The organism is Mesorhizobium ciceri WSM4083 (genome assembly GCF_000519305.1).
In the GTDB taxonomy this organism is placed as follows: Bacteria; Pseudomonadota; Alphaproteobacteria; order Rhizobiales; family Rhizobiaceae; genus Mesorhizobium; species Mesorhizobium ciceri_B.
On sequence record NZ_JAFG01000006.1, the window covers coordinates 41878 to 65718 of the forward strand.

The following is a 23841-nucleotide window of genomic DNA, read 5'->3' on the forward strand; positions in this document are numbered from 1 at the left end:
GGCAGGGGTATTGCTGATGCTTGGACGGATTGTGCCTTTTTTCATGGGGCTGGCGCTGCTTTTCGGCGGCGGTTGCTCGCGCAGTTATGACGGCACGGTCGTCATCCCGAGACCGCTCGATGTCCGCCGCATCTGGGATCGGCCGCCACCGAATGTCGACTACGGCCAATCCGAGGTCGAAAACGGCGCTTTTCCGGTAGCGCCGCAGCCACCCCGGCGTTTTTCCGAGCGCAAGGTCAGCCATGCCGCACCGAGACGGCACCAGACGAGGTTGCCTGCGTCTGCGTCCCTATCGGCGCCGGCGAAACCGCTGACCTGCAGGAACGTCAGCGAGCCTGGCAAGAGAGCTCGCATGGTCTGCGATTAGATTGGAGCGGGTCTCTAAAAGCGGGACCGGTTTTCGGATGGGATGCGATCAAGACGCGATCCGCGGATAGCTCGGTGAACCGGCCATCACAGTGATGCAGCGCCCTTTTTCGGCTCCTTCGCACCGAGCTTGTCGAGGGCGAGACGAACCTGACGCAGATCTTCCTGCCAGCCGTCATCGTCATCCATCGGACCCTCCGAGGCAGCCCGCTGCAGCCCACGCGCTTCGGATTCGATCTCGCGCAGTTCGGCGATTTTCTGTTCGGTGGTCAGCGAGTCGTCTTCGACGATCTCCAGCACCCGCATTTCCCTGAACGTAGCCACGGCGTTTCTCCCGGCTGATGTCGATCACAACGCCGTGAGCGCCCCTCTGTTCCAGACGGATCACGCCACCGCAGGCACCCCACCATCGGTGATCGCCAATCGGGGAAGACCGGCGATCATTCGGCCGGGAAAAATGCCGGGCCGACCAAGCGCACCGGCCGCTCGCCGGCCTCGATCGAAAGGTGCTGGGCGGCACCTGGGGCTTCGGCATCGATCCCGGGGACGGCCGCAACCGTGCCGAGATCCGGCTTCGCCGTCGGCAGCGGAATAATGGCGTTGCGCATGTTGGCGGGCGTCACGGTCCTGGCTCGCAGTTCGGTGACCCGCTGATAGTAGCGCTTGACGTCGCATGCCTTGAAATTCGCATCATCGCGATATCTGAAGGCTGCCGGCAGCTCGGTATAGGGTTTGCGCGTGTCGAGCGCGGTCATCTGGTCGGTTTCGAGGCTGGCGTCGTTCAACGTATAGAGGTCGACGCCGGGGTCATCGCAGATGTAACGGCATTGATCGGCCGTCTCTTTCAGATCGCCGCTGGCGGCGAATTGCGATCTTGGCGCCGGGAAGAAATACCCGTCCGACAGGCGCACGCAAAACAGCATCGCATTGCCGGCGAACGTGGTGCTCGCCGATTGGGTGCCGGGCGCAGCGCGCGCAGGCCGTTGCTTTGCCGAGGGGGCGCAGCCAAGCGCCACGAAGCGCGCCTGCAGGCCCGCTGTGTCGCGGCCTGAATTCCCGGCGGCAGCGATCCGGCGCTGCACATCCGAGCGGCTCCTGGCGAGATCGGCGCAAGCGTTGAAGAGACCACCAAGCGAACTTTTCGCCGTGCACTGGCGCTGTCTCTCGATAGTCTGGATGGCTGCAAGTTGCCGGCGCAGTTGAGCAAGCTCCGGGCTCGCCCCGTTGCTGCGGCCTGCCGAAAGCAACTGGCTTTTGATGGCGCCGCAGCTGTCCGCGTAGGACGAAAGCGTACCGAACAAAACTGCCGCCAGCGAAATCAATGCGACCATCATGGAAGGCCAGAAACGGATCATCGGGACAACTCTGCTCTTTTTGCGGAGAACCTGGAACCAAAGTCCATCAATTCAACAAGCTTCATCTACATGAGTAAGCTCTAATAATCTCAAGACCATCCGGTTGGATAACCTTTTGTCTATTGTATTACGTCACCTCGTGTAAATTCGATATTACATTTTTATTTCAAGATTGAGACGAACCTCGAAAAGAAAGCGCAAGCCCGGCCCTCGCCGACGACCTGCAACGCAACAGACGAGTTCGATGCGCCATTATCGCCAGGCGTTCGAAACCTTTGCCCGGCCTTCCGCGTTGAAGGACCAAAGGGAGAACGCAGATGTCGATCCACTTCACCGTCTCGGACCTGACAAGAAACCTGTTTCACTCGCTGGGGCTGGACCAGCGCGCGCCAAGGCCTCTCAATCCCGAGCAAAGCCTGTTGCTGGAATGCTATCTGGCCGGCCAGGTTCCGGAATCAGCCTGGAGCGACTACGTCTTCGAGACGCCCGATCTTGCCCGGCACGCCGAGGCTAGGCGCAGTCACCACTGAGCCGACAACGAAGCTTACTTGGGAGAGGCGAATTGCAACGTGAACACGTTGCCGGCGATGCCTTGCGCCAGCTTCGCTGAAAAGGTCAGGGGCAGACAATTCTGCAAGGCGGTTGTTGCGGCGTCGACAAAGGATTTTTTCGCCTTGGCATCCCCTTCCACCTTGATGGCTGTCGGCCTCGGTGGGCCGATCAGCGTGCCGTCCCGCTTGAAGCTGAAGCTCAAGGTGACGCTGGCGGTTCCGGCATCCGCCGGCGGTGTCCAGCATGCCTGAATGGCGGTCCCGACATCGTTCATGGTGTTCAGTTCAGCCGCATTTGAAGGATGAACGGCGCTCGCCAGCATCACACCCGCAACCGCAACCCGCCTCGCAACGCTTTTCATCGCCAGTCCTCGTCCCGCGCCTGACCGACAATCCATGCCGGACTGCCGAAATGGATGGTAGGGCCACCGCCGGCGATGACAATATCTCTCCGCAAAAGTTGACGCCAAAAAAGCGACAGCGGCGAGGCTTGCGTGGCCTGATCGCTGCTCGATCACGCCCGGCGATAGAGCAATCCCAGGAAAAGTGTGAAACGGTTTTCCCGGGAAAAGCGCATGGCGCTTCCCTTGGGAATTGCGTCGAACAAAGAGACGGCGTGCGAAAAGCAAAAAGGCCGGCATTGCGCCGACCTTTCCTATCACTACGACGTTCTGCGCCAGTACATCCGTGGTCGCGGGCCGAAAGCGAATTGCCTGGAGTAAACAGGGCTTTGGTTAACGAATCCTTAACCTCAGGCCTTGGCCTGCGACTTCACATGGGCGATGTAGCCGCGCACGTCGCCGGCCGGCTCGCTATAGGCCTTGCCGAGCTTCTTCTCGATCGCCGCCACATAGTCCTTCGCCCATTTGGGCAAGGCATAGTCGACAACGGCCAGGAATTCGAGCGTCGCCGCCAGCCGGATATCGGCGATCGACGGGTTCTTGCCGCCGATGAACGGCTTGCCGTCCCTGAAGAAGCTATGGAAGACCTCCAGCGGCTCGGCAATCGCCGCCATCGCCGCCTTCTGGGCCTCCGACTTCCTGTCGGGGTGCGCATCGCTGTGGCCGACCTCGCCCGCATATTGCGGGAAGCCGAGCGCCGGATAGGTGGCGCGCGCCACATAGGGGTAGAGCGTGCCGATCAGGTAGAACATGGCACTGTCGACCATCGCCCGCTTGGCCGGCGCCTTCGGATAGAATTTCTCCAGCCGGTGCTTGTTGGCGAGATACTGCATGATGGCGCAGCTTTCCCACAGCACGCCTCTGGGGAGGCCCTTGTCCTCGATCATCGGTGTCAAATGGGCGGGGTTTCGCGCCATGAATTCCGGCGAACGTGTGTGGCCCCAGGCATCGGTCTCGGCATGGTCGAAGCCGGCCGCGCGCGCAAACACCCGCACGGTCATGTTGTTGACGCTGGGCTTCAGCATGCTGAGCTTCAGCGCCGGCTTCTTGGCCGGCTTGGCCTTGGCCCTGGGCGCGGCTTTTGCCGTCGCCTTCACCGCAGGCCTGGCGGCCGCCTTGGCTTTTGGCTTTGCCGCAGCTTTCGCCGCCGGCTTGGCGGCAGCTTTGGCCGCGGATTTCCCGGCAGTCTTCGTCGCTGTCTTGGCCATATTAGTCCTCCCTCTGGTCTGTTCAGTATGGGTTCTTCGGCGCCCGATCGTCCGACAAGGTGGCGCGGGAACGCTCGACGAGCGCCTGGATCGCATCGGCGAGATGCACTTCGGCGATGTTGTGGTCGCTACGCGCGACGCGCAGCCTGTGCGCTTCCATCAGCACATCTGCATGGGTGAAGCCCGCCGGCGGCTCGAAGCGGTAGGACGCCAACTCGATCAGCAGGCCGAGCGGATCCTCGAAATAGATCGAATCCATGAAACCGCGATCCTTCACGCCGCTATGCTTGATGCCGCGCTCGTCAAGCCGGGAGACCGCCTGGAGGAAGGTGACGCGCGACACTGAAAAGGCGATGTGGTGAACACAGCCCGGATCGGTCGGCGTGCGCCGCTTCTCCGGTGTGCGGCTCTCGTCGGTGAAGATGGTGATCAGCCGGCCGTCGCCGGGATCGAAATAGAGGTGGCTTTCCCTCGGCTTGTCGAGATTGGGCTGTTCGAAGATGAACGGCATGCCGAGCACGCCTTCCCAGAAATCGATAGAGATCTGGCGCCCGGCGCCGACCAACGTGATGTGATGGACGCCCTGCGACTGCAGCTTCTGCATTGGCCTTCCTCCCCCACGGCATCAAAACTGGCCGTCCGGACAGCGCGGCGTTCTGCGCGCCGCTGGAGCCGTACCTCAGGATCCGTGACGTGATGCTAATGCAAACAACCCCGCGGCGCCAGAAGCGACGAACGCGGCGACGCAACGGATAAAGCCGACTGATTGAGTGCGCCGTCCGTGCTTCCGATGCCTGGCATCGGAAGCACGGACAGGCTACGCTCTTGGAGGCTGAGGTCGGCGAATCCGGCCGATAGCCGACCGAATTGATGTACCGACTTACGAGCCGCTGCTGTTGACCGTAGTGCCGACGTTCGTGAAGATCCCGTTGAGCGAATTGCCAACCGCCCCGGCGCCGGTGATGATCGCCAGCGCGATAAGTGCCGCGATCAAGCCATACTCGATCGCGGTCGCGCCAGACTCGTCCCAAGCGAAACGACAAGCTATTTTCTGCATTTCAACCTCCTGCAGATACTAAAGCAATAACTAATATACCGCCGTGAGTTGCGGGGGCGTTAAGGTTCTCGGTTTCAGGTCCGTTAACATTTGCCAGACGAATGAAATGAAGGCCGCAGTGGTTGGCGCCACTGGGATTTTCAAGGCTGCGGCTACCTGTGCAGAGCTGGTTTCCCGAACGCCGCAGTATCGAGGGTCGTCGACTTCAGAAACGAAATCGACGGCAGCCTGCAAATTTTTTCGAAAACTTGGTACGCCCAAGGGGAATCGAACCCCTGTTCCCGCCGTGAGAGGGCCAAGACAGGCATATTCAATACCCGCTTTCGTTCACGCGCGTCCACGCGCGTTCCCGTAAAAGCCTTGAAAAACAACAATCGCTTGCATCATTCGTCCACTCATGTTTTTGTGCGTCCGCGGATGTATTTCGGGACCAATTTCGGGACCAAATAGATAGCAAGGAATGCCGGATGGCACGCACTAGGGTCGACGCCCAAATCACCACACGCAACGCGCGCAAACAGCTCAAGCCGAGGAAGAAGCCCTACTGTCGATCTCTCGGCCCCACCGTCGCCATCGGGTACCAGAGGAAGCAGCGTGGCGGCGTCTGGCAGGTCGTCCAGTCACTCGGCAGCAAGCGATATCGCGTGGAGCAGATAGGCATCGCCGATGACTTCCTTGAGGCCAATGGCGTGAATGTCTACGACTTCGAGCAGGCGAAGAGTGCTGCTGTTGCCAGGATCGCATCATGGCACGCCGATGATCGCGCTTCAGCCGATGGTCCGGCTCCGACCGTGCGATCGGCGGTCGAGATCTACATGGAAATGCAGGAGGCCCGGGAACGTGCTGTGCAGGGCAAGGGTAGGTTACGTGGAGATGCACGGCTCAGGCTTTCAAGGCACGTCCTCTCCGATGTTGTTGCCGACATAGTGCTGCACACCTTGAAGGAAGCGGATCTGGCCCGGTGGCGTGATCGACGCTCGGTAAACCTCTCTGTGTCCACGGTTCGCCGCATCGTCAATGATTTAAAGGCTGCTCTCAACGCTGCTGCTGTCAAACATCGCCCTCAGCTTCCCCCGGACATGGCGATCATCATCAAGAACGGTTTGTCGGCTGGAGAAGCAGCGCCGCCGCTTGCCCGCGACCAAGCCGCGCTTCCTGACGCCGACATCCGCAGGATCATCGAAGCAGCCAGGACAGTCGATACCGAAGACGACTGGGACGGCGATCTCTTGCGCATGATCCTGGTGCTCTCCGCCACCGGAGCCCGCTTCTCACAGGTCGCGCGCATGACCGTGAGCGATGTCCAGGCCTCCCAGAGCAGGCTCATGGTGCCAACGAGCCGGAAGGGCCGAGGGACCAAGAACACCACGCACATCGGAGTTCGTGTTGGAGCCGACGTCATCGCCCTGTTGCATCCGGCCATCGCGGGAAGACGCCGCGGCGAGCCGTTGCTTGAACGTTGGCGCCATGTCCAGGCGAAAGGTACGGAAACACAACCGCCGCGATGGGTACGGAACACGCGTGGCCCGTGGGGTGCCGCGACTGAGCTGACCCGCCCGTGGCTTGAGATCGTGACCCGCGCAGGGTTTCCGTCCGAGGTGGTGCCCTATGCCTTGCGACATTCCTCGATTGTCCGCCAGCTTAGAGCCGGTCTTCCGGTGCGCCTGGTCGCCGCGCTTCACGACACAAGCACCGCCATGATCGAGCGACACTATGCCTCCGCCATCGTCGACATGCTCGATGATCTCTCGGCGGGGGCCGTCATTCCGTTGATCGGCGGCCAACCGATGAACCACCTGGCGCCGCTTCGTCGGTCAGCCAATGAAGTTGCCGGTGTTGCTGTCCTGTGAGCACCAAGCTCCTTGCACACCATAGGCGAGATGGCGTCGTGGCATAGTCAACAAAACTCGGCTGCGGACAAAGAGCGAAGCCGAAATCGACCTATCGATGCAAGGGTGTCGAGGTCGCACATTGCCGGATATGGGTATGAGTCGGGCCAGCTCTGTGGATAGTGGGGAAAACGCGCTCAGATCCAATCCCGAGTTAAAACTCACGTACGGGTAGCTCCAGAAGCTCTATCGGCAAAATGAATCCGCAGAACCCCTCTCTATCGTTATTGATGAATGGCGCGGGGTTCCCGGATGGCTTTTTACGCCAGTGTCCTTGTTTACAGCCATCCAAACATGTCTATTGATTCCGCTGGCTCACTTTCCAGATGAGGCAGCTTCATGGCTTTTCCCAATGTTCCCGGCGAGTTGCCGTTGGCCTCGGTGGCTTCACGCCCCCGGCTGGCGACTGATGTACCCGGCGCCGTAGATTACACCGGCCAAAGCCGCGCACAGCTCTACAAGGACATGCGCACAGGCCGGCTGCCCGCCTACAAAAACGGCGCGCGCACCATCCTCTTCTATGACGATCTCGATTCCTACATGCGCGCCTTGCCGCGCGCGAAGTTCAGGCCCGTTGGCGACGAAAAAAACGACGCCAAAACGCAGTCGGCGCGCTGAGCGGAGAGCCAGTCATGGGCCGGCTCAATCCGAAATTCGAACGCATCTCCTCCGATTTCTACGCGACCCCAGCTCGGGCACTGCCGCCGTTGTTGCCGCTCTTGGAGCCGCAGACGCAGTATGTCGAGCCGGCCGCCGGCAATGGCGCCATGATCGATCTGCTCGCCCAGCATGGGCATCTCTGCCTGGCCGCCTTCGACATTGACCCGCACCGCAACGACATCGCCGAACGCAACGCGCTAGACCTCGATGAGGCCGACATTGGTAAGGCGACGATTTTCCTGACCAATCTACCGTGGTCCTGGCCGGTCTTCCCGCAACTGGTCAAGCACCTCATTGCGCTACGCCCACTATGGACGCTGGCGCCGGCCCGTTTCGCTCATGCCTCCCGCTCGAAGGTGCTGATGAGCTTTTGCAGCCATATTCTCTGCGTGCCGCGTCTGAAATGGTTTCCCGAAAGCCCGCATGCCGGAACGCAGGACACGGTCTGGCTTCGGTTCGACGAGAGCCATCAGGGCGGACCTCACTTCTATCCGCGTGAAACGGAAGGATGGCGCCGATGATCGACTTTGCCGCCATCAACAGCGCCGCGCTTCCGTTCTTGCCAACACTGCTGGATCGATGGGCGCCCGGTGGCCACACAATGGGCCGCGAATATGTCGTCCGGAACCCGACGCGGAAAGACCGCCGCACAGGCTCGTTCCGGATCAACCTCGTCACAGGTCGCTGGGCTGACTTCGCGACCGGAGACGCGGGCGGCGATGTCATTGCGCTGGCGGCCTATCTTCACGACCTCAGCCAAGCGGAAGCGGCGAGGTGCATCGCCGATATGCTGGGCATTGCGCAAGGGACAAGGCCATGAGCGGTGAACCCTTCGCGCCTCTCGGCGACGAGCCCCTGCGCCCAAAAGTAAATCGCGTATCCAGGGACGACTGGGTACCCATCCTTCCGGTTCCGGACCATTCGTCGAAGCTCACCAAGGCCTTGATCGAACGGTTCACGCCGGACGGCGCTTCATTCACCGCTGACTGGCCCTACCACGACGCCGAAGGCAGGTTGCTCGGCTATATCGCGCGCTACGATCGCGCGGCCAATGGTGCGAAGCCGAAGAAGGAGTTTAGGCCCTTCACCTACTGCCAGAGCCCGGAGGGCAAGCGCGAGTGGCGATGCAAGGGCTTCCCCGAGCCACGGCCCCTCTATGGGATTGATCGTCTTCGTGCCCGGCCCAATGCGCCGGTCATTGTCGTGGAAGGCGAGAAGAAGGTCGACGCCGCGAACAAACGCATTCCAGATCATGTGGCCGTATCTCCGCCAAACGGATCGAAGTCCGCCAAGAAGGCCGATTGGAGTCCGCTCGCAGGGCGCGAGGTAATCATCTGGCCCGACGCCGACGCTCCCGGCACGGCCTTTGCTGATGACGTGGCCGAGATGCTCCGGCGGGCAGGAGCATCGTCAATCCGCACCGTTCGGCTTCCGGAGGGCCTGCACGATGGCTGGGACTTGGCCGACGATCTGCCAGACGGTTTTGACGAGGCTGACCTCGCCGCAATGCTGACCGCGGCGGAAGCTGCTACTGACGGCTGGCAAGACATTCAGCCGATCATCTCCACGCTGCCGCCCGTCCCGCCGCTTACCCGTGAAATGCTACCCTCTGCCGTTTGCGCCTATGTCTTCGACATCTCCGAACGACAGCAGGCGCCGCCAGATTTTGCGGCAGTAACCGCCTTGTGTGCCACAGCCGCCGTGGTCGGCAACCGCGTTGTTATGGCACCGAAGCAGAAGGACAATTGGGAAGAGGCGCCGAACATATGGGGTGCACTCATTGGTTCGCCCAGCGTGGGTAAGACGCCCTCCTTGAAGGCAGCATTGGGGCCGGTTTACGCCATCCAGGACCTCATGCGCGAAGCATGGCAGCAAGGGGTAAAGCTTTCGGACGTGGATGAGATGCTGGCCGAGCTCAGCAAAAAGGACGTCGAAGCAAAAGCCAAGCAGGCGATCAAAAAGGGCAATCGTGACGAGGCCAAGAACCTCCTGGCCCGCATTTCGAACGATGACAAGGAAGACAAACAGTCCTGTCCGCGCCTCGCTGTCAACGACGCCACCGTGGAAAAGCTGGGCGAGTTGCTGAAGGAAAACCCTCGCGGCCTTCTGCACATCCGCGACGAGCTTTCAGGCTTGCTGGCTCGCCTTGAAAAAGATGAGTTCCAATCCGAGCGAGCTTTTTACCTCGAATGCTACAACGGTCTGGGAAGCTACACTTTTGACCGAATTAGCCGAGGCACGATCTACATTCAGAAATGCACCCTCAGCATCATCGGTGGCATCCAGCCCTCAAGATTGGCACCGATAGTCCGCGCCGCGACTACTGGTTCCAATAATGATGGCCTGATCCAGCGCTTCCAACTGGCTGTATGGCCCGACCCATTTCCTGAATGGAGATGGGTCGACCAGCATCCCGACCGCTCGGCCCGTGAAGCCTACGAAACCGTATTCCAGCGACTTGACGAGGATCCGCTTGGCAGCACGGACAACCCGACTGTCTATCGCTTCTCAGCTGCCGCGCAAGACATGTTCCGGCGATGGATCGAAGAGCTTCACGCCGAGATCCGCAACGGCCAGCACTCCGAAATTATGCAAAGCCACCTCATGAAGCTGCCAACGTCCATAGCTCGGCTGGCCCTGCTGTTCGAGTTGATCGACGGCGGCCGTTTTGAGGTTGGGCAGAAGGCAACTGCAATGGCGCTTACGTGGGCCAAATATCTGCGGGGGCACGCCAACCGCATCTATGGCGCAGGTGCTGCAATGGCCGAGGATGGGGCGAGGCTCATCATCGAGCGGCGTGACCAGTTGCCTGCGGAGTTCAGCGTAAGAGACGTCCAGCGCAAGAACTGGGCAGGCCTGTCCGACCGCGACGCGGTGGTGGCGGCGATCGAGCTTCTGGTGACAACCAACCATTGCCGAGAAATCCCCAAGCCTACCGGATTCGCAGGCGGAAGGCCGACATCGACATTCGAGTGGAACCCTAGGCTGGAAGGAGGAACGACCTGAAGAAAATTCAAATACTTGGCAAGGAAGATACTGACAAAACCGACAAAACTCCAGCCTCCTGGAATTGGAGTTTTGTCGGTTTTGTCACCCTCGTCTTGAGGCGTTTTTCGATTTATTGGAGCCGACGATGCCAAAACGGCGAAGCTGGACCTGCCCGAAATGCAGGCGCACGACCTACCATTCCGATGATATCCGCTGGCGCTACTGTCCTTGGTGCAACGATCCCAACGAGCGCCGGCCTCCCCTGCGTTGCCCCAAGCCACGACCATTGCCGCCAGGTTCGCCAGAGGCACACAATGAGAAGGAATTCGCATGACGGCATCGCGCTTGTCGTCCGTCAGCTGGGCCATCGGACCGTGAGGTGGCAGCCGGTCGCGTATTGAGGTAAGCTGGCTATGCCAATCCTTCGAAACCAATGCCACGAGCACTTTGCGCAAGGTCTCGCTAAGGCCTGAGCGGCTTTCTGTGGCGTTAGGAAAGCGGTTGCGGTATCGTGATACCACCATGACGCATGCCAAATTGAACCTACGACAGGAGCGTTTCTGCCTCGGCCTCGCGGAGGGCCTTCCTCAATCACGGGCCTATATTGAGGCTGGCTACACGGCGCGCGGCAATGCGGCCGAGGTCGCAGCCGCGCGCCTGTTCAGGAATGTTCAGGTGCAATCACGGATCGCCAGCTTGCAGGCTGAGGCTGCAAAGCGTTCAGAGATCACCGTCGACGATTTGATTGTTGAACTCGACAGCATGCGCAAGCTCGCCATTGCATGCAAGAACCCGGCCGCAGGTGTGTCGGCAATCATGGGCAAAGCCAAGCTGCTAGGGCTGATCGTTGACAAAGCCGAAGTTGCCACGACGCTGCGCCGCCCTATGCGGGAGCCGGGCGAAATCAAGCAGATGACCTTGGAAGAATGGACTGCAAAGTTTTCGCCGAAGCGCGACGACGGTGGGACGCTGCAGTAACCATTACTTGGCGGAAGTCTTGCGGTCATTCCCCGAATCTTGCCTATTGTGAAAAACGCATTGAGACGGGGGAGGCTGTCGGCCATGCAAATGAAACTTGCGACTTTGTTGTTGGCGCTAGCAGCCCCGTTGGCAATTGTTGGGTGTGTTTCATCGGGCGAGGCAATCCAAGGCCCAAGCGGCAAAGTCATGCAAGAAGCCAAATGCAACGGCTCGCCAAACGTCTGCCTGAAACAAGCGGCTGCAACTTGCAAAGGGCCGTATCAGGTTTTGGACAGTTCCAGCAACGCGGGCGGCTTGATCGCTGACGTGATCCCCGGCCCGGTCACATGGTACCGAATGACTTATCAGTGTGGTCCCTCAGACGGGCGCATGCCCAGTTTCCCATTTAGAGGGCCGCAGCCACCCGTGGTGGTAAGGACGACCCCCGCCACGACAACGTGCAACCGTTTTGGAAATAGCGTGACCTGCAACACCTATTGAGCGGGAATATCGGGCTCCCGTTGAGCGTCAGAAAATTCGCGCCGAAGCGCGTCGACCCCCGGCTCGAACTAAGCGGTTTGCATAACACCTGCTATCCGTGCACCCGCTCAGCGCACTGCGCCGCTACTGACCAATATGCGACGCGACCGACATCATCGCCTCAGAGTTCGGGTGGGCGCCCAAGCCGCCATCGAAAACCTCGGAGAACGTCCAGCGAACGACGCCGTTGCGGTCGAGCAGGAACTGGCCCATGAGCTGGCCCACGCCGGTCGCCATCATTTGCTGGTCCGCTTCAGTGATATCGTAATTGTCTTTTTTGTTCAGATATTCGAGCGTGGCAAACGGATCCATCGGCTCAGGCATTTCGCCCGGCACGTTGAGCCGCATCGCCTTCACATCGCTCATTGAGGCCTTGTGCGGCCATGCGCTCTCGCCCTCGGTGATCTGCATATTGGGGAGCCCAAAAGCGCGGTGTGAAGCCCGCTCAGGATCGGATGCAGCAAGCAAACCAACCATCGGATGGTACCGGAGATAAAGGCGCGCCCGTTCGATGGGCGTGTTCACAACCGTGAGGCTTTCGATGCCCTTTGCGTTAAGGGCTGGTGTGAGCAGCGAAACCGTCGCGATATGACGCCTGCAAAAAGGACAATGGAGACCTCGATACAGCCCAACCAGGACTGGCCTCTCGCCGCGGAAATCGTCGATAGCTATGGTGCCCTCGCGAGTAATTGCGTCGAGTACGAAATTGGGCGCTCGTTCGCCCAGTTGCAGAGGGCCTACGTCGGCGCGGTCGGACATGCTTGATCCTCCTCGCGGGTCAATCCAGTAACGGAAGCGCAGTGCATTGTAGCACAGAGATGGCGGACGTTGGGGCGCTACCTTAGTGCCGGTACTTTCCGATTGATCTCCGGGCATTTTCACGCCAAGATTTGTCGAATGCTGAAGCAATTGATATGGAGAAGTGGTTCTAAGCCATGAAGGGTAAGGCTTTCAAGAAGGTTGTTGCGTATCTTCGCACCTCATCTGCAGCCAATGTGGGTGCTGACAAAGACAGCGAGAGCCGGCAGCGCGAGGCAGTCGAGGGCTACGCCCGATCCGCTGGCCTGGAGATTGTCGAGACATACTATGATGCGGCCGTCAGCGGCGCAGACCCGATCACCGCCCGGCCCGGGTTTTCGGCGATGTTGGAGCGTCTGCTGTCGAACGGCGTGCGTGCCATTTTAGTTGAGACGGCTTCACGGTTCGCACGAGACCTCATCGTTCAAGAGACGGGATACGAGATGCTCAAGGCGCGCGGCATCGATCTGATCGCCGTCGACAGCCCCGAGAGCTTCGTGACCGATACGCCGACCGCAAACTTGATCCGGCAGGTGCTGGGCGCTGTTGCCGAGTTTGAGAAAGCGATGCTCGTGGAAAAGCTGCGAGGGGCCCGCGAACGCAAGCGGATGGCGACCGGCCGAAAGGTTGGCGGCCGGAAGAACTATTCAGAAATCGACGGTGGACCGAAAATGATCGCGCTCGCAAAAAAGCTGCATCGTTACCCGGTCAATGGTCGGCAGCGGACCCTGTCTGATATCGCGGATGCCTTAGAAAACGAAGGTTTCGTGTCGAGCACCGGAAAGCGGTACACACCGACTGCCATCTCAAGGATGCTTGCCTCCAAAAGCAACAGGCTACCGGCTCGACATGGAGTTGATCCCGAACCATCGCCAACGCTCGCGCCGGATACGTCTGCCCGTCCAAATGCGGCCGACGTGCCCACAATGCGGACCGCGCTTGGCTCGCGATGGTAGCGGAGGACACCGTAGTGGAAATAGTGTTTCAGCGAGGCGACGATTGCTTGGAAGCGTTCAACAAGGATGCGACAATCGTGGCCGACGTCCTCGGCCTAGTGGTGACGCGGGCACCAGAGGACGACGCCGATATGGTCGGCATACCCATCCACGCACAAACCGAGAGCTTGGCGGCTCTTCACGCAGCCGGGCATAACCCACACCTGATCGCGAAGTCCGAGGCGCTCGACGAGGTCTGGCGGCGCACCCCTGCCGACTTTAAGGGCACAGTCGACAACCGGCAAACGTTGATGGTGTTTCGTCACGATGGCCCGACGCTAGTTCCGCTCGACGATCTCACGCCGGCCGAGATCGCGCGGCTGGTGCCGAGAAAGACTGTCGACTTGTAGCCCGGCCGCATGCAATGCGAGTGCCCCCGGCATCTGTCGGTGGCGGGGATGGGGGTGGCTTGTGGGGCCCCACAAATCTGCCCGACTTCAGAGCCCCGCGCACTCGCCCTGAAGTTCTTTCCGCCTGCAGCGATTCAGCCAATGGACGGTGGTGTCTCAGTTTGAAATTTGACCTGCTTGTCGATCGTAGGCCGTGACCAGCGCATGCCTGACAAGGGCGTTGATTAGGAACGGCAGCCCGAGCACGCTTGGCACAAACCACAACGCAAGGTGGGGAAGCTCGCGCCAGCCCGGTAAAAACTGCCCGTTGTCCACCAGGAATGCCGTCAGCATCAGGATATAAGAACCGCCCATGCCGGACAGGTGAAGACGAGGCCATTGCCGCCACTGGCGGCGGGCGGCGGTTCTACCGAAAAGCGCGGCAGAGAACGATAGCAGCCCGAGAATGAACAGGTGGTAGTTGTGCTCCCATCGCATCGCAGCAAGGACCGTCGCCGAGCTGCACAGGATCGCGGGCAACCAGAAATAGATTGCTCCGAAGTCGGAATGTCGGCCTCGACGCTTGCGGCTGAGGATGGGAACCGCGCCAGCAATTACGTGCTAATCCCGATCAAGATATGGAAGCCGACGATCCACAGAACGACCGGGTCAGTTGATGGAATCTGGATTCCTAGAATGACGGTCATGCCATCAATCACGCGTCAGGATTGCGTCTTTTTGTAGGGACCGCGCTTGACCTCCATGGTCGGCACGCCCGGCACCGCCCCCGCCGGGGTTCGTCGGCGGCGGAGGTAGGCGGTGGCTTGTGGGGCCTCTATAAGGCGTGTGCCCCTCGCTCTCAGAATGAGTGATCGCGTTGAAGGCAGGGATCATTACTGAACAGAAGCCGCTGCAAGGTGCGAAACCGCCGATCGTCACGACCGGTCTTCCGGCCCGACGGTACATGCCGCCCGGTTATCTGTGGGCGGGGGCGGGGTGGGTTCGGACGGTGTGTTTGCCAGCGCCTCAACGGGCGAGGGACATAGCGCCCAAGATCAATCCAAGTGCGCCAAGCGCGACAGACCACATGGCGAGCCATGCCGGAACATGCACGGCTGGATCAGGCACCGACAGATACCAGCGAACCCTGCCGCAGAATCCCACTCGTGTCAGCGTCAGATCAATGGAACCGCCCTCAACAGCGCCAAGGTCGGCGCGCTGGTCGATATCCAGCAGTATCTTGTCATCCTCGTCCTCGTGCCCGAGGACGCTCGCCAAAAACGACTGATCGCCGCTGGAGATCTTGAAGACAGTGAAGCGTTTCGCCCCGTCGCGTCGGCTGTAGTGAACCCGGACTCGACCTCGGCCGATATCATCGGACGGCGCCTTTCCAACTTTGAACTGGTAGCTCGCCATACTTTGGCCCTTGCTCCTATGCCGCCCAACGAGGTCCCGGGTAGTGTGTCAACTTCTCGTATGTGCTTCAAACGAGACATTCGCATTCTAAGCCTGGGCGACCGCTTGTGGCGACACGGGGCTCAACCATGAACGCAGTAGAAACAGTTGGCCAGACCATTCAGCGGCGCGGTCAGTTCAAGGCCGGTAGAACAGCACGTCAAGCATTGCAGCGCGCGCTTCCCACAGTTCTCCGTTAGTCCCGTCGGGCTTGTCCACGTTGTACCAGACCGAAAGCCGGATCGGCTCGACTACCCGTTCCCAGTAATTATCGAGGTCGAGCGTAGTGCGCGCGAACCCAAGTGCGTCAGCCGCCGCAACGATATTGGGCCTGCACACGCATAGGAAAGTATCAGGGCGTTTCATTGCCAGGAGTCTTGTGGCCGTGGGCACTCCGCCGGTCCGCGCCGAGCCTGCGAATGCTTGGCGAAATAGCACACAGAACCGCTCGTATTGGGGGCGCGTGACCTCGCCGCTGCGCGGAATACCGTCGATCGCCCGCGCGAGCGAGCGATCGTTGTTCTCGATCCGGTTCGCGAAATCCCCCATGCCGCGCATCGATCCGAACCATCCCCAGTCGCGGTCTAGTTCGGCATCGGTCTTCTGATACTTACCGATGATACCTGCCACCGCCTTTCGCCTGGGTGGCGAGAAGTTTGCAAACGAGAGCTTTTCCGCGAACCAGCGCCGCGCGATGCCAAGTAGCTCCAGGCTCTGGCCGACGTTGTGGGCGCGAGAAGCGCGCATGCGCCGCAAATAGTCCGCCCATTCCATCGTCAGCAACTCGGCATTCGCGGCGTCTGTCATCGTCGGTACCGGATTGCGCGGCGGCTTGGGCAATCCGGCCGCGCGCTTGCAGCTTGCGCGATAGGCGGCGGCGTAGGCTTTGGTCACCTCCTGCCCGTAGTTTGCGCTCGTCTCAGCAAACTGAAGGATGTCAACAAGCGCCCGCTCTTCGGCTGTCCCGATTATCGCGACCGCCGCCTCGTGGTTGTGGCCCAGCCCGCCGTGTGTGAAGTTGGCGCTGCCAATAATTGCTGCCGCCCACTTACCCCGTCGGAAGCCGTAGACTTTGGGATGATACGTGCCTCGGGGGAATTTGGTCGCAACATAGGCATTCGGCACTCCAACGAGCGCGTCAACGATATCAGGGTCTGTCTGGCTAAACGCGACGCCGAACGTCACGTTGCGAAACTTGGTGCGGTGCTCGAACAGCCGCTCTGAAAGGGGAGAGCACGCACCCCATGCGACCGCCCAGTGGAACTCGCTATACTCCTCGATGAAGCTCTGAAGGCGGCGCCGGAGTGCCTCTGTATTCAGGAACTCCACCTCCACCTATCTCTCCCACAGTCTGTTCGAGGGCACTCTTTCCAGGGCGCCGTTTCTTGCCGACTTAGCACGAACGTCCGCTTCATTCCTAACGGCCAATGCGATCATCCGAGGACAGCGATGAAACAGCCGCGCTTGGCGCAACTTGCTCGTTCTGCAGATGAGCTGACGGCAGCTTCCCGTCGACCTCGGCCATTGGCGATAACCAACTGTGAGCCTAGAGGGCCACTGCTTGAGATAGCTGCTGCCGGCACGGCCGGTCGCCGGCACCCGCCCGCCGGGGTTTGTCGGTGGCGGGGGTTGGGCGGACATGTGGAGCCCCTATCAGGCGCGCCCGGCCCCTGGTTCAGCTTCAGGACCCTCATAGCCGCCTGTTTCGCCCCTAAAAGTCCAAATCACTCTGAAGACGGAGTTCGGCCCCAACGGTGGCTTTCATTGTCCGCGTTGCGAATGGCAGCAACACGCCGCACAATAGCCGTTCGGCGCCCGCTTGCGCCTTCCCAAAAGGTGCCGTTAGTTCATCTTCACTGGACGAGCCGCTCATGGTGTCGGGATGGCCATAGCTGGGATGCCTCCATCGGGTTTTCCGGCCAATGCTCCAGAATGGCAAGGAGGCGTGCATTGACAGGAGGTGCCATTTACGTTGACGACTCGGGCAACCCCGGTGCCGAGTCCGGATCTGTCTTTCTACCCTCATCGCGCAAATCTTGGACCGCCGTCGTTGTGCCGTCGGTGATCTCCAGGACCGTGCAGACCGCCATGGAGATCTTCTTCCTTGCAGGCGTGCGTGATGAGTTCGGCGCTGAGGAACTGCACTTCACCGAGATTTACAGCGGCGCGGGTCCATGGAGATCGGTCAACGTTGACAGGCGCGCGAAGATGATTGCCATCATGGCTAATCTGATGGATCGGTACGGCCTCCCCATCGTGCACCAAACAGTCAGCGAACACACCCTGCTCGATCATGCAGATTTTCGGCGGTCCCTTGAGGGCCAGCGCGCCGGCGACTGGAACCTGAAGGACATCTCCCACTTCGGGCTCCTCCTCCTGTGTTCGCAGGTTTCGAAGCACATCCGCACCATGAAGTGCGATAGCCCCCAGGACTTCGAACTTCCTTTTCCGCTCTACGTCGACGAGGGAATCATGTCAGAGGGCGGCGAGCGCAAGCTTCCGAAGTGGTCGGACGTGATAAAGGGGCCGACGGTTTGCTTTTGCAGATCGACCGATGTGCCCGGCATACAGTTGGCGGACTTCGCCTCCTTCATCATCACCCGGTCGCAGTGGATCGCAGTCAAACGGAATCCGGGTCCGACGTTCAGCAGGGCCGACGAGCTAATCCTGCGCGCCGCGGCGGGCCTCAACATACTGAACCTGCCAGCGCGTTGGACGACGCCGGGCGAGCTCGGGCGGGAGAACTTTGAGGACTGGCTTTCAGCCGACCGGGTCGCAAAAGCCCTCCCGCCACGCCCTCCCGGCGGCAAATGACTGCAGCCGAGCCAGAGAATAGGGAGAGTGAAGCAGCGTTAAGGGCCTAGATCGCCGGCGGCACCGCACGTCGCCTAGTTCGTTTCGCAGGCACTTGCCAACCTGCGGAAGCGGACTCGTGGCTCGGAAGACGGTTCTGATCGCCGTTCCTATCCTCAAGCGTGAACGTTGGATGTGTACTCGACGCTCGCGAACGGGATCTCGTCGCCAGCGGAGTCGGGTCCCGCTGACAGCGCGAAGTCAAACCCTCATAGCATCCCCCCGAAGCAGGAAAAGAACGCTACCGCGTGCAGGTCCCGCATTACTTACCACCATTGCAACTACTTGAAATCGGCCGGCTGAGCGCCGTTCACGAATGAGAATGAATGTATCGGAACTTGCGCAAGAACGCCTGCTGCAGCGCTGGTGACATCGTGAGTGCAAGGCCGTAGTCCGCGACATAAGTGTCGATCAGATCCTGAAGGCGATCCCGGTTCACATATCGCCGCTGAAAGTCCATGGCGGAGCTGCCCGCGTTTCCCGCCCACATCCGGCGAGGCAAGTGAACCGGCCGGATGAGCCTGCGCGGCCCGTCGATACGCCCGCGCGGCAATCGCGATTGCATCGTCTCCCGGGTTTGCGATACCTGTTGGCTTGGAGAAGGGGCATCGGGGGACACGTGGCCGCAGTTGACACCAGTGACGACGAGGTCGCGGCCGGCCGCGCAGCGGCAGACCGACTGGCGCATGACTGGGACGATCGTGAATGGATCCCGGAGGCGCCGACCGCGGGGTGGGCTCGGGCGGCGATAAACCGTCTCGGGGAAATCATCGCTGCGCAGCCGTCGATCCTCCGCGCCAGCATGAAGGGTGCTGGCAGGGGCGCGAGCACTCTTAGCCCCCGCCCGTTTCAAGGCATCGTCGAGTGTCTTCAGAATGCTGACGACTTGGGGGCGAGCAGATTGTGCGTCGCCTACCGTTCGTTTCCCCGCCCCCAGCTGTTGATCGTCCACGATGGCTCAGCCGTCACTCTCGCGCATGTCGGCGCGATGCTGCTTCCGTGGCTGTCGACCAAGGAGGGCGACCCCGAAGCGTCCGGCCGCTTCGGAATCGGCCAGCGCACTCTGGGGTCGCTCGGTGGCCCGATCGCAATACAAGCCCCGCCGTTCCACTTCGTGATGGGAGACGATGGTCCAGAACCTTGCGATCCAGAGGCTGACGTAGTGGGAGTCTACGACGCGGCGCGACGGGACACGATGCTGGTGATCCCCCTCTTTGCCACAGTCACCAGCAAGAGCGTGGCCGAGGCGGTCCGCGAACTCGACGTCGACGCGCTGATCTTCCTCAAGAGCATCCGTTCGCTTCAATTCCGGCACCTTGATGATCCGTCCCAGGATCTGGAGTTTGCAGTCGACGTGACACCTGCCGGGAAAAGCACTGTTGCCTTCGTCGACGAGGAAGCGACGGTAGAATTGTCAGAGGTGCGCATCATCGCGTCTGCCGATGGGCCTGATGGTCGGTGCTACCGGCGGTATTCTTCCCGGCGCACAGTCGGGCGGGGTGAGAGGCGGATGAACAAGGCGACGGGCGAAACGACGCCGATCGGCATATGCGTGCCCACGGACGGTGTGCGGACGCTGCGCCTATACGACCGGATGCCTCTCCCTGTGTTCTCAGGACTGACTATTGGTCTGAACGCGCAGTTCGACCCGGATTCTGCCCGATCAATGCTCCAGGCCAACAAGTGGAACGAGGCGAGGTTCATCGACCTGAGTAAGCTCGTTGCCTGGGCGGCACTTCAGGCCTTTACCCTGGACACCGCCGCGGCGTGGAGCCACGTGCCACTCAAGGCCGAGGCAGATCAGGGTGAAGGGTGGACCCCGACCAGGATCAAGGAACTAGTCGCCTCCTGTCATGACGAGCTACGCGAGCGGCTTGCGGTCAGCACGGCCGCAGGCGCCACCGCGCTCTCGAATCTCGCCTATGAGGACAAGGAACTTGAGCCGCTGCTCACGGAGCCGGATGTTGAACGCCTTCGCCCGGACTGTGTGGCAATGCCGCGGGCCGGTCGCGACACCGATGGCCGGTGGCGCCGCGTGCTCGACGAGTTGGGCCAGTCCGAGGTTGTGGGTCTGGTTGACGCACTCAACGTTATCGATGGTGACGAGGGACGGAGTCCGGGGTGGTATGTCACCTTCGCGGCGCTCGCCGATGCCAATGGCTTGACGCGGGAGTTCGTCTTAAGACCGGGCATTCTGCTTGAAGACGGCACCGCAACCGTCCGGCCCCAGCAGACCGACACCTGGGTGCTGGTCAAGCGAGCGTCGCCGGACGCGTTGGCGACGCGTCTGAAACTCGCCCGCAGGATCCATCCTGCCTATATCGAGCCGGAATCGCCGGCCTCGGCATTCGTCGGCAAGCTGGAGAGCTTAGGCGTCCTGTTCAACGACCGGGACGCCGAGGCCGACGTATTCGCCATCCTCGGGCGGGGACCTGCTTCCGGCGCCGACGCCGCGATGACAGTGCGACTGGAGGATGGCGATCTCCTTGCCTTGCGGGACGCCTGGATCAAGCTGCCCCGCGATCGTCATTCCACTCTAGGCCCCCGGATTGGACGATGTGTGGGGCTTAAGGCGACTTGGTACGGTCCGGACGGTCGGCGTGAGAGCGGCTGGGCTCGGCCCGTCGAGATGTATCTGCCTGCCACAATTGACCGCGAGGTAGACAGCTTCGCGAAGGCCGCGGGGCGCACGCCCGGCTTGAAATGGGCCGACTCGGAATATGGCAGGTTGCTCAAGCACCAGGCGGGCCGTTCGGCCATCGGTGCGCAGCGGCTCCTAGCTGCGTGGGGGGTGGCGCGCGAGCCGCGCCTCGTCAAACCGACGGACGAGCGCGCGTTCTGGACCCGTGACACAACACCGGCAACCCCAGTGGGATCCATGCAGACCGCCGATCAGCTGCAGGCGATCCGCGCCGCCCATTGGAACACGCATCTGATCGAGGATCACTGGTCTCCAGACGCGGACGCTGTGGCGGCCGACATAGCCAAGGCACCCATCAAAACACGGCGGAAGCGCGGTGTTGCGTTGCTGGCCACATTGAGCCGCGGCTGGGAGAGACGATACTCCGAAGCCGCAACCGCTTTCCCGGCTTATGCTTACAATGGCTACTGGAACCGGAGCCCAGAGGTTCGCGCGACATGGCTCGCGCGCCTGTCCGACGTAAAGTGGATACCGGACGCGGGTAGCGGATTGCAGCGCCCCTCGGACCTGCAGCTGCAAGTTCCGGGAAATTCGCCGCGACCGAGCGAGCGATCAAACACGATCGCGAAATTCGACAGCCAGATCCAGCGTTCAGGCATTCTGGCCGCGCTCGGGGTGAAGGCGGGACCGACTCAGCGTGATCTGGTCGCCCGCCTCCAGGCGCTCCGCAAGGAACCCGTGTCGGCTGCCGTCAACGAGGAGGCGTCGGCAGTCTACCAACTACTGGCTGCCTCGCTGCGCGACCGGAGCGAGGGCGTGCCTGAAGGACGGATGTCGCCAGCGCAGCTGCGAAACGCCTTCCGGGCTGGGCCCGATGGCCCCGGTCTGCTGCTGGTCGGCAGGCAATGGAATTCGCCGGAGCAGGTTCTGAGGGGGCCTCCAATCTTTGGATCCCGCAGGGCGTTCGCGCCGCATGTCGATGGACTTGAGTCACTCTGGAAGGTGCTGGGTGTCAATCTGCCGTCGTTCGCTGACGCAATCGCGGTTCTCAAGGAGATGGCCACCGCCCCACCGACGCCAGGCGATCTAGGCATCGCAATCCGCGCAATCACCCTCATGGCGGGCGCCGTTGGCGACATGTCCAGCCAGTTTCGGACGGCGCTGCGGCGGCTGCCACTCTGGACCGGTCGGGAGTGGACAACCCAGCGCCCAGTCTACGCGCTAGAGGGCGAGGCGCTCTTGGCGAGCGCACCCGCTGACATGAGAATCTGGCGACCGGGCCTGACTTCCTTCACGGTGCTTGAGCCGCTTCTTGATTCGCTGGGTGTGGTGCGGCTGACCCCATCCGACTTCCGGGCCGCCTCGACACCCGCCTACGGTTTGGCGGAGGGGGAGGCGCTACGACCAACCTTCTCTGGCGCCGTCTCGCTGCTGAAGCAGGAATTGGTCCGTGCAGACCAGGCGCTGCTCGACTCGCTGACGGTCGACTGGGACGAGCTGCTTGCTGCGCCCGTGGTGATCGATCCCGAGCTGTCAATTGTAGCGGCGCTCGCATCAGGTCAGATCGCGTTGCCCGCCCGGGCGCATATGGGGCGAGAACCTTTGCGTCTCATCGTTAGGGATGCGAGGGATTTGGCCACGGCTGAGGGCGCTGGCGCCGCTGTCGCGTCTCTTTTCGCGGGCGACAGGCAGAAATCGGCCTGGGCCTGGGCGGCGGTGTGGCCGCGCGCTGCGACCGGCGAGCAGGCGGATGGCGCCGTGCTGCCGAAGACGCGAGCGGACCGCGGCGATGCGAAGGAGCGGCTCGAGAAGCTCGCAAAACAGGCTGCACAACGGAAGGGTAAGACGGCCAAGGGGGAGCCCAAAAAGGGCGAGCAGGCGAAGCCAGCCCGCAGCCTGCCGGTTCAGGTCCGCAAGCTGCGGGAGCTGGATGATCTGGAGCCATCGGTCGGCCTGATCGTGAACGAAGGGGCGAAGCCTTCCGGCGACTTGGTATTCGCCAAACGGCGCAAGGCCAAGGAGCGTACGTTCACCCCTAGGAACAGCAACGAGGAAAAAACCGGTAGCCCGCCAGCCCGCACCGTGCTGCCTCCGAGCACCGATCGAGAGAGGATGGCGCTCGACGCGGTCCGCCGGGCGCTGCGATTGGAATCGCAGCAGCTCAACGACCTGCGCGCGGCACGAGGTTTAGGTGTCGATGCGATCGACGAGCTGCGACAATGCTACGAGATCAAGATGAGCTCGAGCGCCGGGATGCCAACAGAGATCACACTGACTGCCAGCGAGGTCGACGCAGCGCGGCATGATCCGGACTTCTTTCTCGCGATCGTCAGCGGGCTGGAGGATGGCGCCGGTGAGCTCCGCGTTCGCTTCATCTTCGACCCGCTGGGTGCTCTCGACGTGAGGATACGAAGCGACCTGACGTTGACCGGTGTTGATAAGGCGGAGGCGCTGGAGTTCACGTTTCAAAAGCGGCGTCATGAGGACGTGAAGGTCTGAGACGTTAGTGGCCGCTCAGGAATGCTTGGGCTGTGCCGGATTCTGGTCGATTGGTGGCAGCCAGTTGGTAGAGTTTGCCCCAATAAGCCAGCGTGTGGGATCACCGCCGGCGCGACGGCAGATCATCGGCCGGTCGGGTTTTGTCGGTGGCGGGGGCTTCATCTCCCAGCGACTTCAATTTTCACAGGCCCAACCTGCCAGCCATAGGCGCGAGTGCAGCTGCGAACGGGTACGTTTTGTCAGCAGATAGTGGGATCCCGTTGCAGAGCACTTCTGCGGACCATTGCGCCGGTGCT

22 protein-coding genes are annotated in these 23841 nt (G+C 61.3%); 12 read left to right on the forward strand and 10 right to left on the reverse strand.

What is annotated here, in order from left to right:
* Positions 1 to 16: 16 nt before the first annotated feature.
* The gene (locus tag MESCI2_RS0113585; protein ID WP_027037074.1) at positions 17 to 367 is read left to right on the forward strand and encodes a hypothetical protein; all 351 of its coding nucleotides are present in this window, start codon (positions 17 to 19) and stop codon (positions 365 to 367) included.
* A gap of 86 nt (positions 368 to 453) precedes the next feature.
* Here MESCI2_RS0113585 and MESCI2_RS0113590 read toward each other — a convergent pair whose 3' ends face one another.
* Complete coding sequence (locus MESCI2_RS0113590) at positions 454 to 690, reverse strand: hypothetical protein (protein WP_013529265.1); 237 nt, start codon at positions 688 to 690, stop codon at positions 454 to 456.
* A gap of 116 nt (positions 691 to 806) precedes the next feature.
* Positions 807 to 1721, reverse strand: a complete 915-nt coding sequence (locus tag MESCI2_RS0113595) for a DUF2865 domain-containing protein (protein WP_027037075.1) — start codon at positions 1719 to 1721, stop codon at positions 807 to 809.
* Between the two features lie 317 nt (positions 1722 to 2038).
* Between MESCI2_RS0113595 and MESCI2_RS0113600 the strand changes: the two genes are divergently transcribed.
* Entirely contained in the window at positions 2039 to 2251 is a 213-nt protein-coding gene (locus tag MESCI2_RS0113600) for a hypothetical protein (protein WP_023810978.1), read from the forward strand.
* A 14-nt stretch (positions 2252 to 2265) separates the two neighbouring features.
* Here the strand turns inward: MESCI2_RS0113600 and MESCI2_RS0113605 are convergent, their stop codons facing one another.
* From MESCI2_RS0113605 to MESCI2_RS0113620, 4 genes are all read right to left on the reverse strand, one after another.
* Positions 2266 to 2634, reverse strand: a complete 369-nt coding sequence (locus MESCI2_RS0113605) for a hypothetical protein (RefSeq protein ID WP_027037076.1) — start codon at positions 2632 to 2634, stop codon at positions 2266 to 2268.
* Positions 2635 to 3023: 389 nt separating this feature from the next.
* Positions 3024 to 3881 carry a glutathione S-transferase family protein gene (locus MESCI2_RS0113610; protein WP_027037077.1) on the reverse strand — a complete coding sequence of 286 codons (858 nt, stop codon included), beginning with the start codon at positions 3879 to 3881 and terminating at the stop codon, positions 3024 to 3026.
* A 22-nt stretch (positions 3882 to 3903) separates the two neighbouring features.
* A complete protein-coding gene (locus MESCI2_RS0113615) occupies positions 3904 to 4485 on the reverse strand; it encodes a VOC family protein (protein WP_027037078.1) in 582 nt (193 codons plus the stop codon).
* A gap of 276 nt (positions 4486 to 4761) precedes the next feature.
* The gene (locus MESCI2_RS0113620) at positions 4762 to 4938 is read right to left on the reverse strand and encodes a Flp family type IVb pilin (protein WP_027037079.1); all 177 of its coding nucleotides are present in this window, start codon (positions 4936 to 4938) and stop codon (positions 4762 to 4764) included.
* Between the two features lie 467 nt (positions 4939 to 5405).
* Between MESCI2_RS0113620 and MESCI2_RS0113625 the strand changes: the two genes are divergently transcribed.
* The 6 genes from MESCI2_RS0113625 to MESCI2_RS0113650 all read left to right on the forward strand — a co-directional run bounded on the left by MESCI2_RS0113625 (position 5406) and on the right by MESCI2_RS0113650 (position 11453).
* Positions 5406 to 6788, forward strand: coding sequence for a tyrosine-type recombinase/integrase (locus MESCI2_RS0113625; protein ID WP_027037080.1), 1383 nt, complete (start codon positions 5406 to 5408; stop codon positions 6786 to 6788).
* A gap of 378 nt (positions 6789 to 7166) precedes the next feature.
* The gene (locus MESCI2_RS0113630) at positions 7167 to 7445 is read left to right on the forward strand and encodes a helix-turn-helix transcriptional regulator (RefSeq protein WP_027037081.1); all 279 of its coding nucleotides are present in this window, start codon (positions 7167 to 7169) and stop codon (positions 7443 to 7445) included.
* A 14-nt stretch (positions 7446 to 7459) separates the two neighbouring features.
* Positions 7460 to 8008, forward strand: a complete 549-nt coding sequence (locus tag MESCI2_RS1000000136125) for a hypothetical protein (protein ID WP_027037082.1) — start codon at positions 7460 to 7462, stop codon at positions 8006 to 8008.
* Positions 8005 to 8307 carry a hypothetical protein gene (locus MESCI2_RS01000000134660; protein WP_155936610.1) on the forward strand — a complete coding sequence of 101 codons (303 nt, stop codon included), beginning with the start codon at positions 8005 to 8007 and terminating at the stop codon, positions 8305 to 8307. The genes MESCI2_RS1000000136125 and MESCI2_RS01000000134660 overlap by 4 nt, the downstream gene beginning before the upstream one ends.
* On the forward strand, positions 8304 to 10493 hold the full coding sequence (locus MESCI2_RS0113645; protein ID WP_155936611.1) for a DUF3987 domain-containing protein: 2190 nt from the start codon (positions 8304 to 8306) through the stop codon (positions 10491 to 10493). The genes MESCI2_RS01000000134660 and MESCI2_RS0113645 overlap by 4 nt, the downstream gene beginning before the upstream one ends.
* Positions 10494 to 10997: 504 nt before the next feature.
* Positions 10998 to 11453 (forward strand): terminase small subunit, encoded by a 456-nt coding sequence (locus MESCI2_RS0113650; RefSeq protein WP_027037084.1) that lies wholly within the window; start codon positions 10998 to 11000, stop codon positions 11451 to 11453.
* Between the two features lie 606 nt (positions 11454 to 12059).
* Here the strand turns inward: MESCI2_RS0113650 and MESCI2_RS0113655 are convergent.
* A complete protein-coding gene (locus tag MESCI2_RS0113655) occupies positions 12060 to 12734 on the reverse strand; it encodes a peroxiredoxin-like family protein (RefSeq protein ID WP_027037085.1) in 675 nt (224 codons plus the stop codon).
* A 176-nt stretch (positions 12735 to 12910) separates the two neighbouring features.
* On the opposite strand from MESCI2_RS0113655, the gene MESCI2_RS01000000134665 reads away from it, so the two are divergent.
* Together MESCI2_RS01000000134665 and MESCI2_RS0113665 are read left to right on the forward strand one after the other, a co-directional pair.
* The gene (locus tag MESCI2_RS01000000134665; protein WP_081738728.1) at positions 12911 to 13729 is read left to right on the forward strand and encodes a recombinase family protein; all 819 of its coding nucleotides are present in this window, start codon (positions 12911 to 12913) and stop codon (positions 13727 to 13729) included.
* On the forward strand, positions 13723 to 14118 hold the full coding sequence (locus MESCI2_RS0113665; RefSeq protein WP_027037086.1) for a hypothetical protein: 396 nt from the start codon (positions 13723 to 13725) through the stop codon (positions 14116 to 14118). The genes MESCI2_RS01000000134665 and MESCI2_RS0113665 overlap by 7 nt, the downstream gene beginning before the upstream one ends.
* A 156-nt stretch (positions 14119 to 14274) precedes the next feature.
* Here the strand turns inward: MESCI2_RS0113665 and MESCI2_RS01000000134670 are convergent, their stop codons facing one another.
* The 3 genes from MESCI2_RS01000000134670 to MESCI2_RS0113685 form a co-directional block, all read right to left on the reverse strand.
* Entirely contained in the window at positions 14275 to 14637 is a 363-nt protein-coding gene (locus tag MESCI2_RS01000000134670; RefSeq protein ID WP_050596558.1) for a hypothetical protein, read from the reverse strand.
* A gap of 486 nt (positions 14638 to 15123) precedes the next feature.
* Positions 15124 to 15513, reverse strand: a complete 390-nt coding sequence (locus tag MESCI2_RS0113680; protein WP_027037087.1) for a hypothetical protein — start codon at positions 15511 to 15513, stop codon at positions 15124 to 15126.
* Positions 15514 to 15690: 177 nt separating this feature from the next.
* Positions 15691 to 16887 carry a phospholipase D family protein gene (locus MESCI2_RS0113685; RefSeq protein ID WP_027037088.1) on the reverse strand — a complete coding sequence of 399 codons (1197 nt, stop codon included), beginning with the start codon at positions 16885 to 16887 and terminating at the stop codon, positions 15691 to 15693.
* Positions 16888 to 17502: 615 nt separating this feature from the next.
* Between MESCI2_RS0113685 and MESCI2_RS0113690 the strand changes: the two genes are divergently transcribed.
* Positions 17503 to 18366 (forward strand): DUF3800 domain-containing protein, encoded by an 864-nt coding sequence (locus MESCI2_RS0113690; RefSeq protein WP_245270331.1) that lies wholly within the window; start codon positions 17503 to 17505, stop codon positions 18364 to 18366.
* Between the two features lie 658 nt (positions 18367 to 19024).
* Complete coding sequence (locus MESCI2_RS0113700; RefSeq protein WP_155936612.1) at positions 19025 to 23545, forward strand: hypothetical protein; 4521 nt, start codon at positions 19025 to 19027, stop codon at positions 23543 to 23545.
* Positions 23546 to 23841 lie beyond the last annotated feature (296 nt).

Excerpts from the sequence above, each read along its gene's own strand:
- MESCI2_RS0113605 (WP_027037076.1), bottom strand. The coding sequence starts at position 2,634 with ATGAAAAGCGTTGCGAGGCGGGTTGCGGTTGCGGGTGTGATGCTGGCG.
- MESCI2_RS0113655 (WP_027037085.1), bottom strand. The coding sequence starts at position 12,734 with ATGTCCGACCGCGCCGACGTAGGCCCTCTGCAACTGGGCGAACGAGCG.
- MESCI2_RS0113620 (WP_027037079.1), bottom strand. The coding sequence starts at position 4,938 with ATGCAGAAAATAGCTTGTCGTTTCGCTTGGGACGAGTCTGGCGCGACC.
- MESCI2_RS0113610 (WP_027037077.1), bottom strand. The coding sequence starts at position 3,881 with ATGGCCAAGACAGCGACGAAGACTGCCGGGAAATCCGCGGCCAAAGCT.
- MESCI2_RS0113625 (WP_027037080.1), top strand. The coding sequence starts at position 5,406 with ATGGCACGCACTAGGGTCGACGCCCAAATCACCACACGCAACGCGCGC.
- MESCI2_RS0113600 (WP_023810978.1), top strand. The coding sequence starts at position 2,039 with ATGTCGATCCACTTCACCGTCTCGGACCTGACAAGAAACCTGTTTCAC.
- MESCI2_RS01000000134665 (WP_081738728.1), top strand. The coding sequence starts at position 12,911 with ATGAAGGGTAAGGCTTTCAAGAAGGTTGTTGCGTATCTTCGCACCTCA.
- MESCI2_RS01000000134660 (WP_155936610.1), top strand. The coding sequence starts at position 8,005 with ATGATCGACTTTGCCGCCATCAACAGCGCCGCGCTTCCGTTCTTGCCA.
- MESCI2_RS0113585 (WP_027037074.1), top strand. The coding sequence starts at position 17 with ATGCTTGGACGGATTGTGCCTTTTTTCATGGGGCTGGCGCTGCTTTTC.
- MESCI2_RS0113595 (WP_027037075.1), bottom strand. The coding sequence starts at position 1,721 with ATGATCCGTTTCTGGCCTTCCATGATGGTCGCATTGATTTCGCTGGCG.
- MESCI2_RS1000000136125 (WP_027037082.1), top strand. The coding sequence starts at position 7,460 with ATGGGCCGGCTCAATCCGAAATTCGAACGCATCTCCTCCGATTTCTAC.
- MESCI2_RS0113680 (WP_027037087.1), bottom strand. The coding sequence starts at position 15,513 with ATGGCGAGCTACCAGTTCAAAGTTGGAAAGGCGCCGTCCGATGATATC.
- MESCI2_RS0113645 (WP_155936611.1), top strand. The coding sequence starts at position 8,304 with ATGAGCGGTGAACCCTTCGCGCCTCTCGGCGACGAGCCCCTGCGCCCA.
- MESCI2_RS0113615 (WP_027037078.1), bottom strand. The coding sequence starts at position 4,485 with ATGCAGAAGCTGCAGTCGCAGGGCGTCCATCACATCACGTTGGTCGGC.
- MESCI2_RS0113630 (WP_027037081.1), top strand. The coding sequence starts at position 7,167 with ATGGCTTTTCCCAATGTTCCCGGCGAGTTGCCGTTGGCCTCGGTGGCT.
- MESCI2_RS0113665 (WP_027037086.1), top strand. The coding sequence starts at position 13,723 with ATGGTAGCGGAGGACACCGTAGTGGAAATAGTGTTTCAGCGAGGCGAC.
- MESCI2_RS0113650 (WP_027037084.1), top strand. The coding sequence starts at position 10,998 with ATGACGCATGCCAAATTGAACCTACGACAGGAGCGTTTCTGCCTCGGC.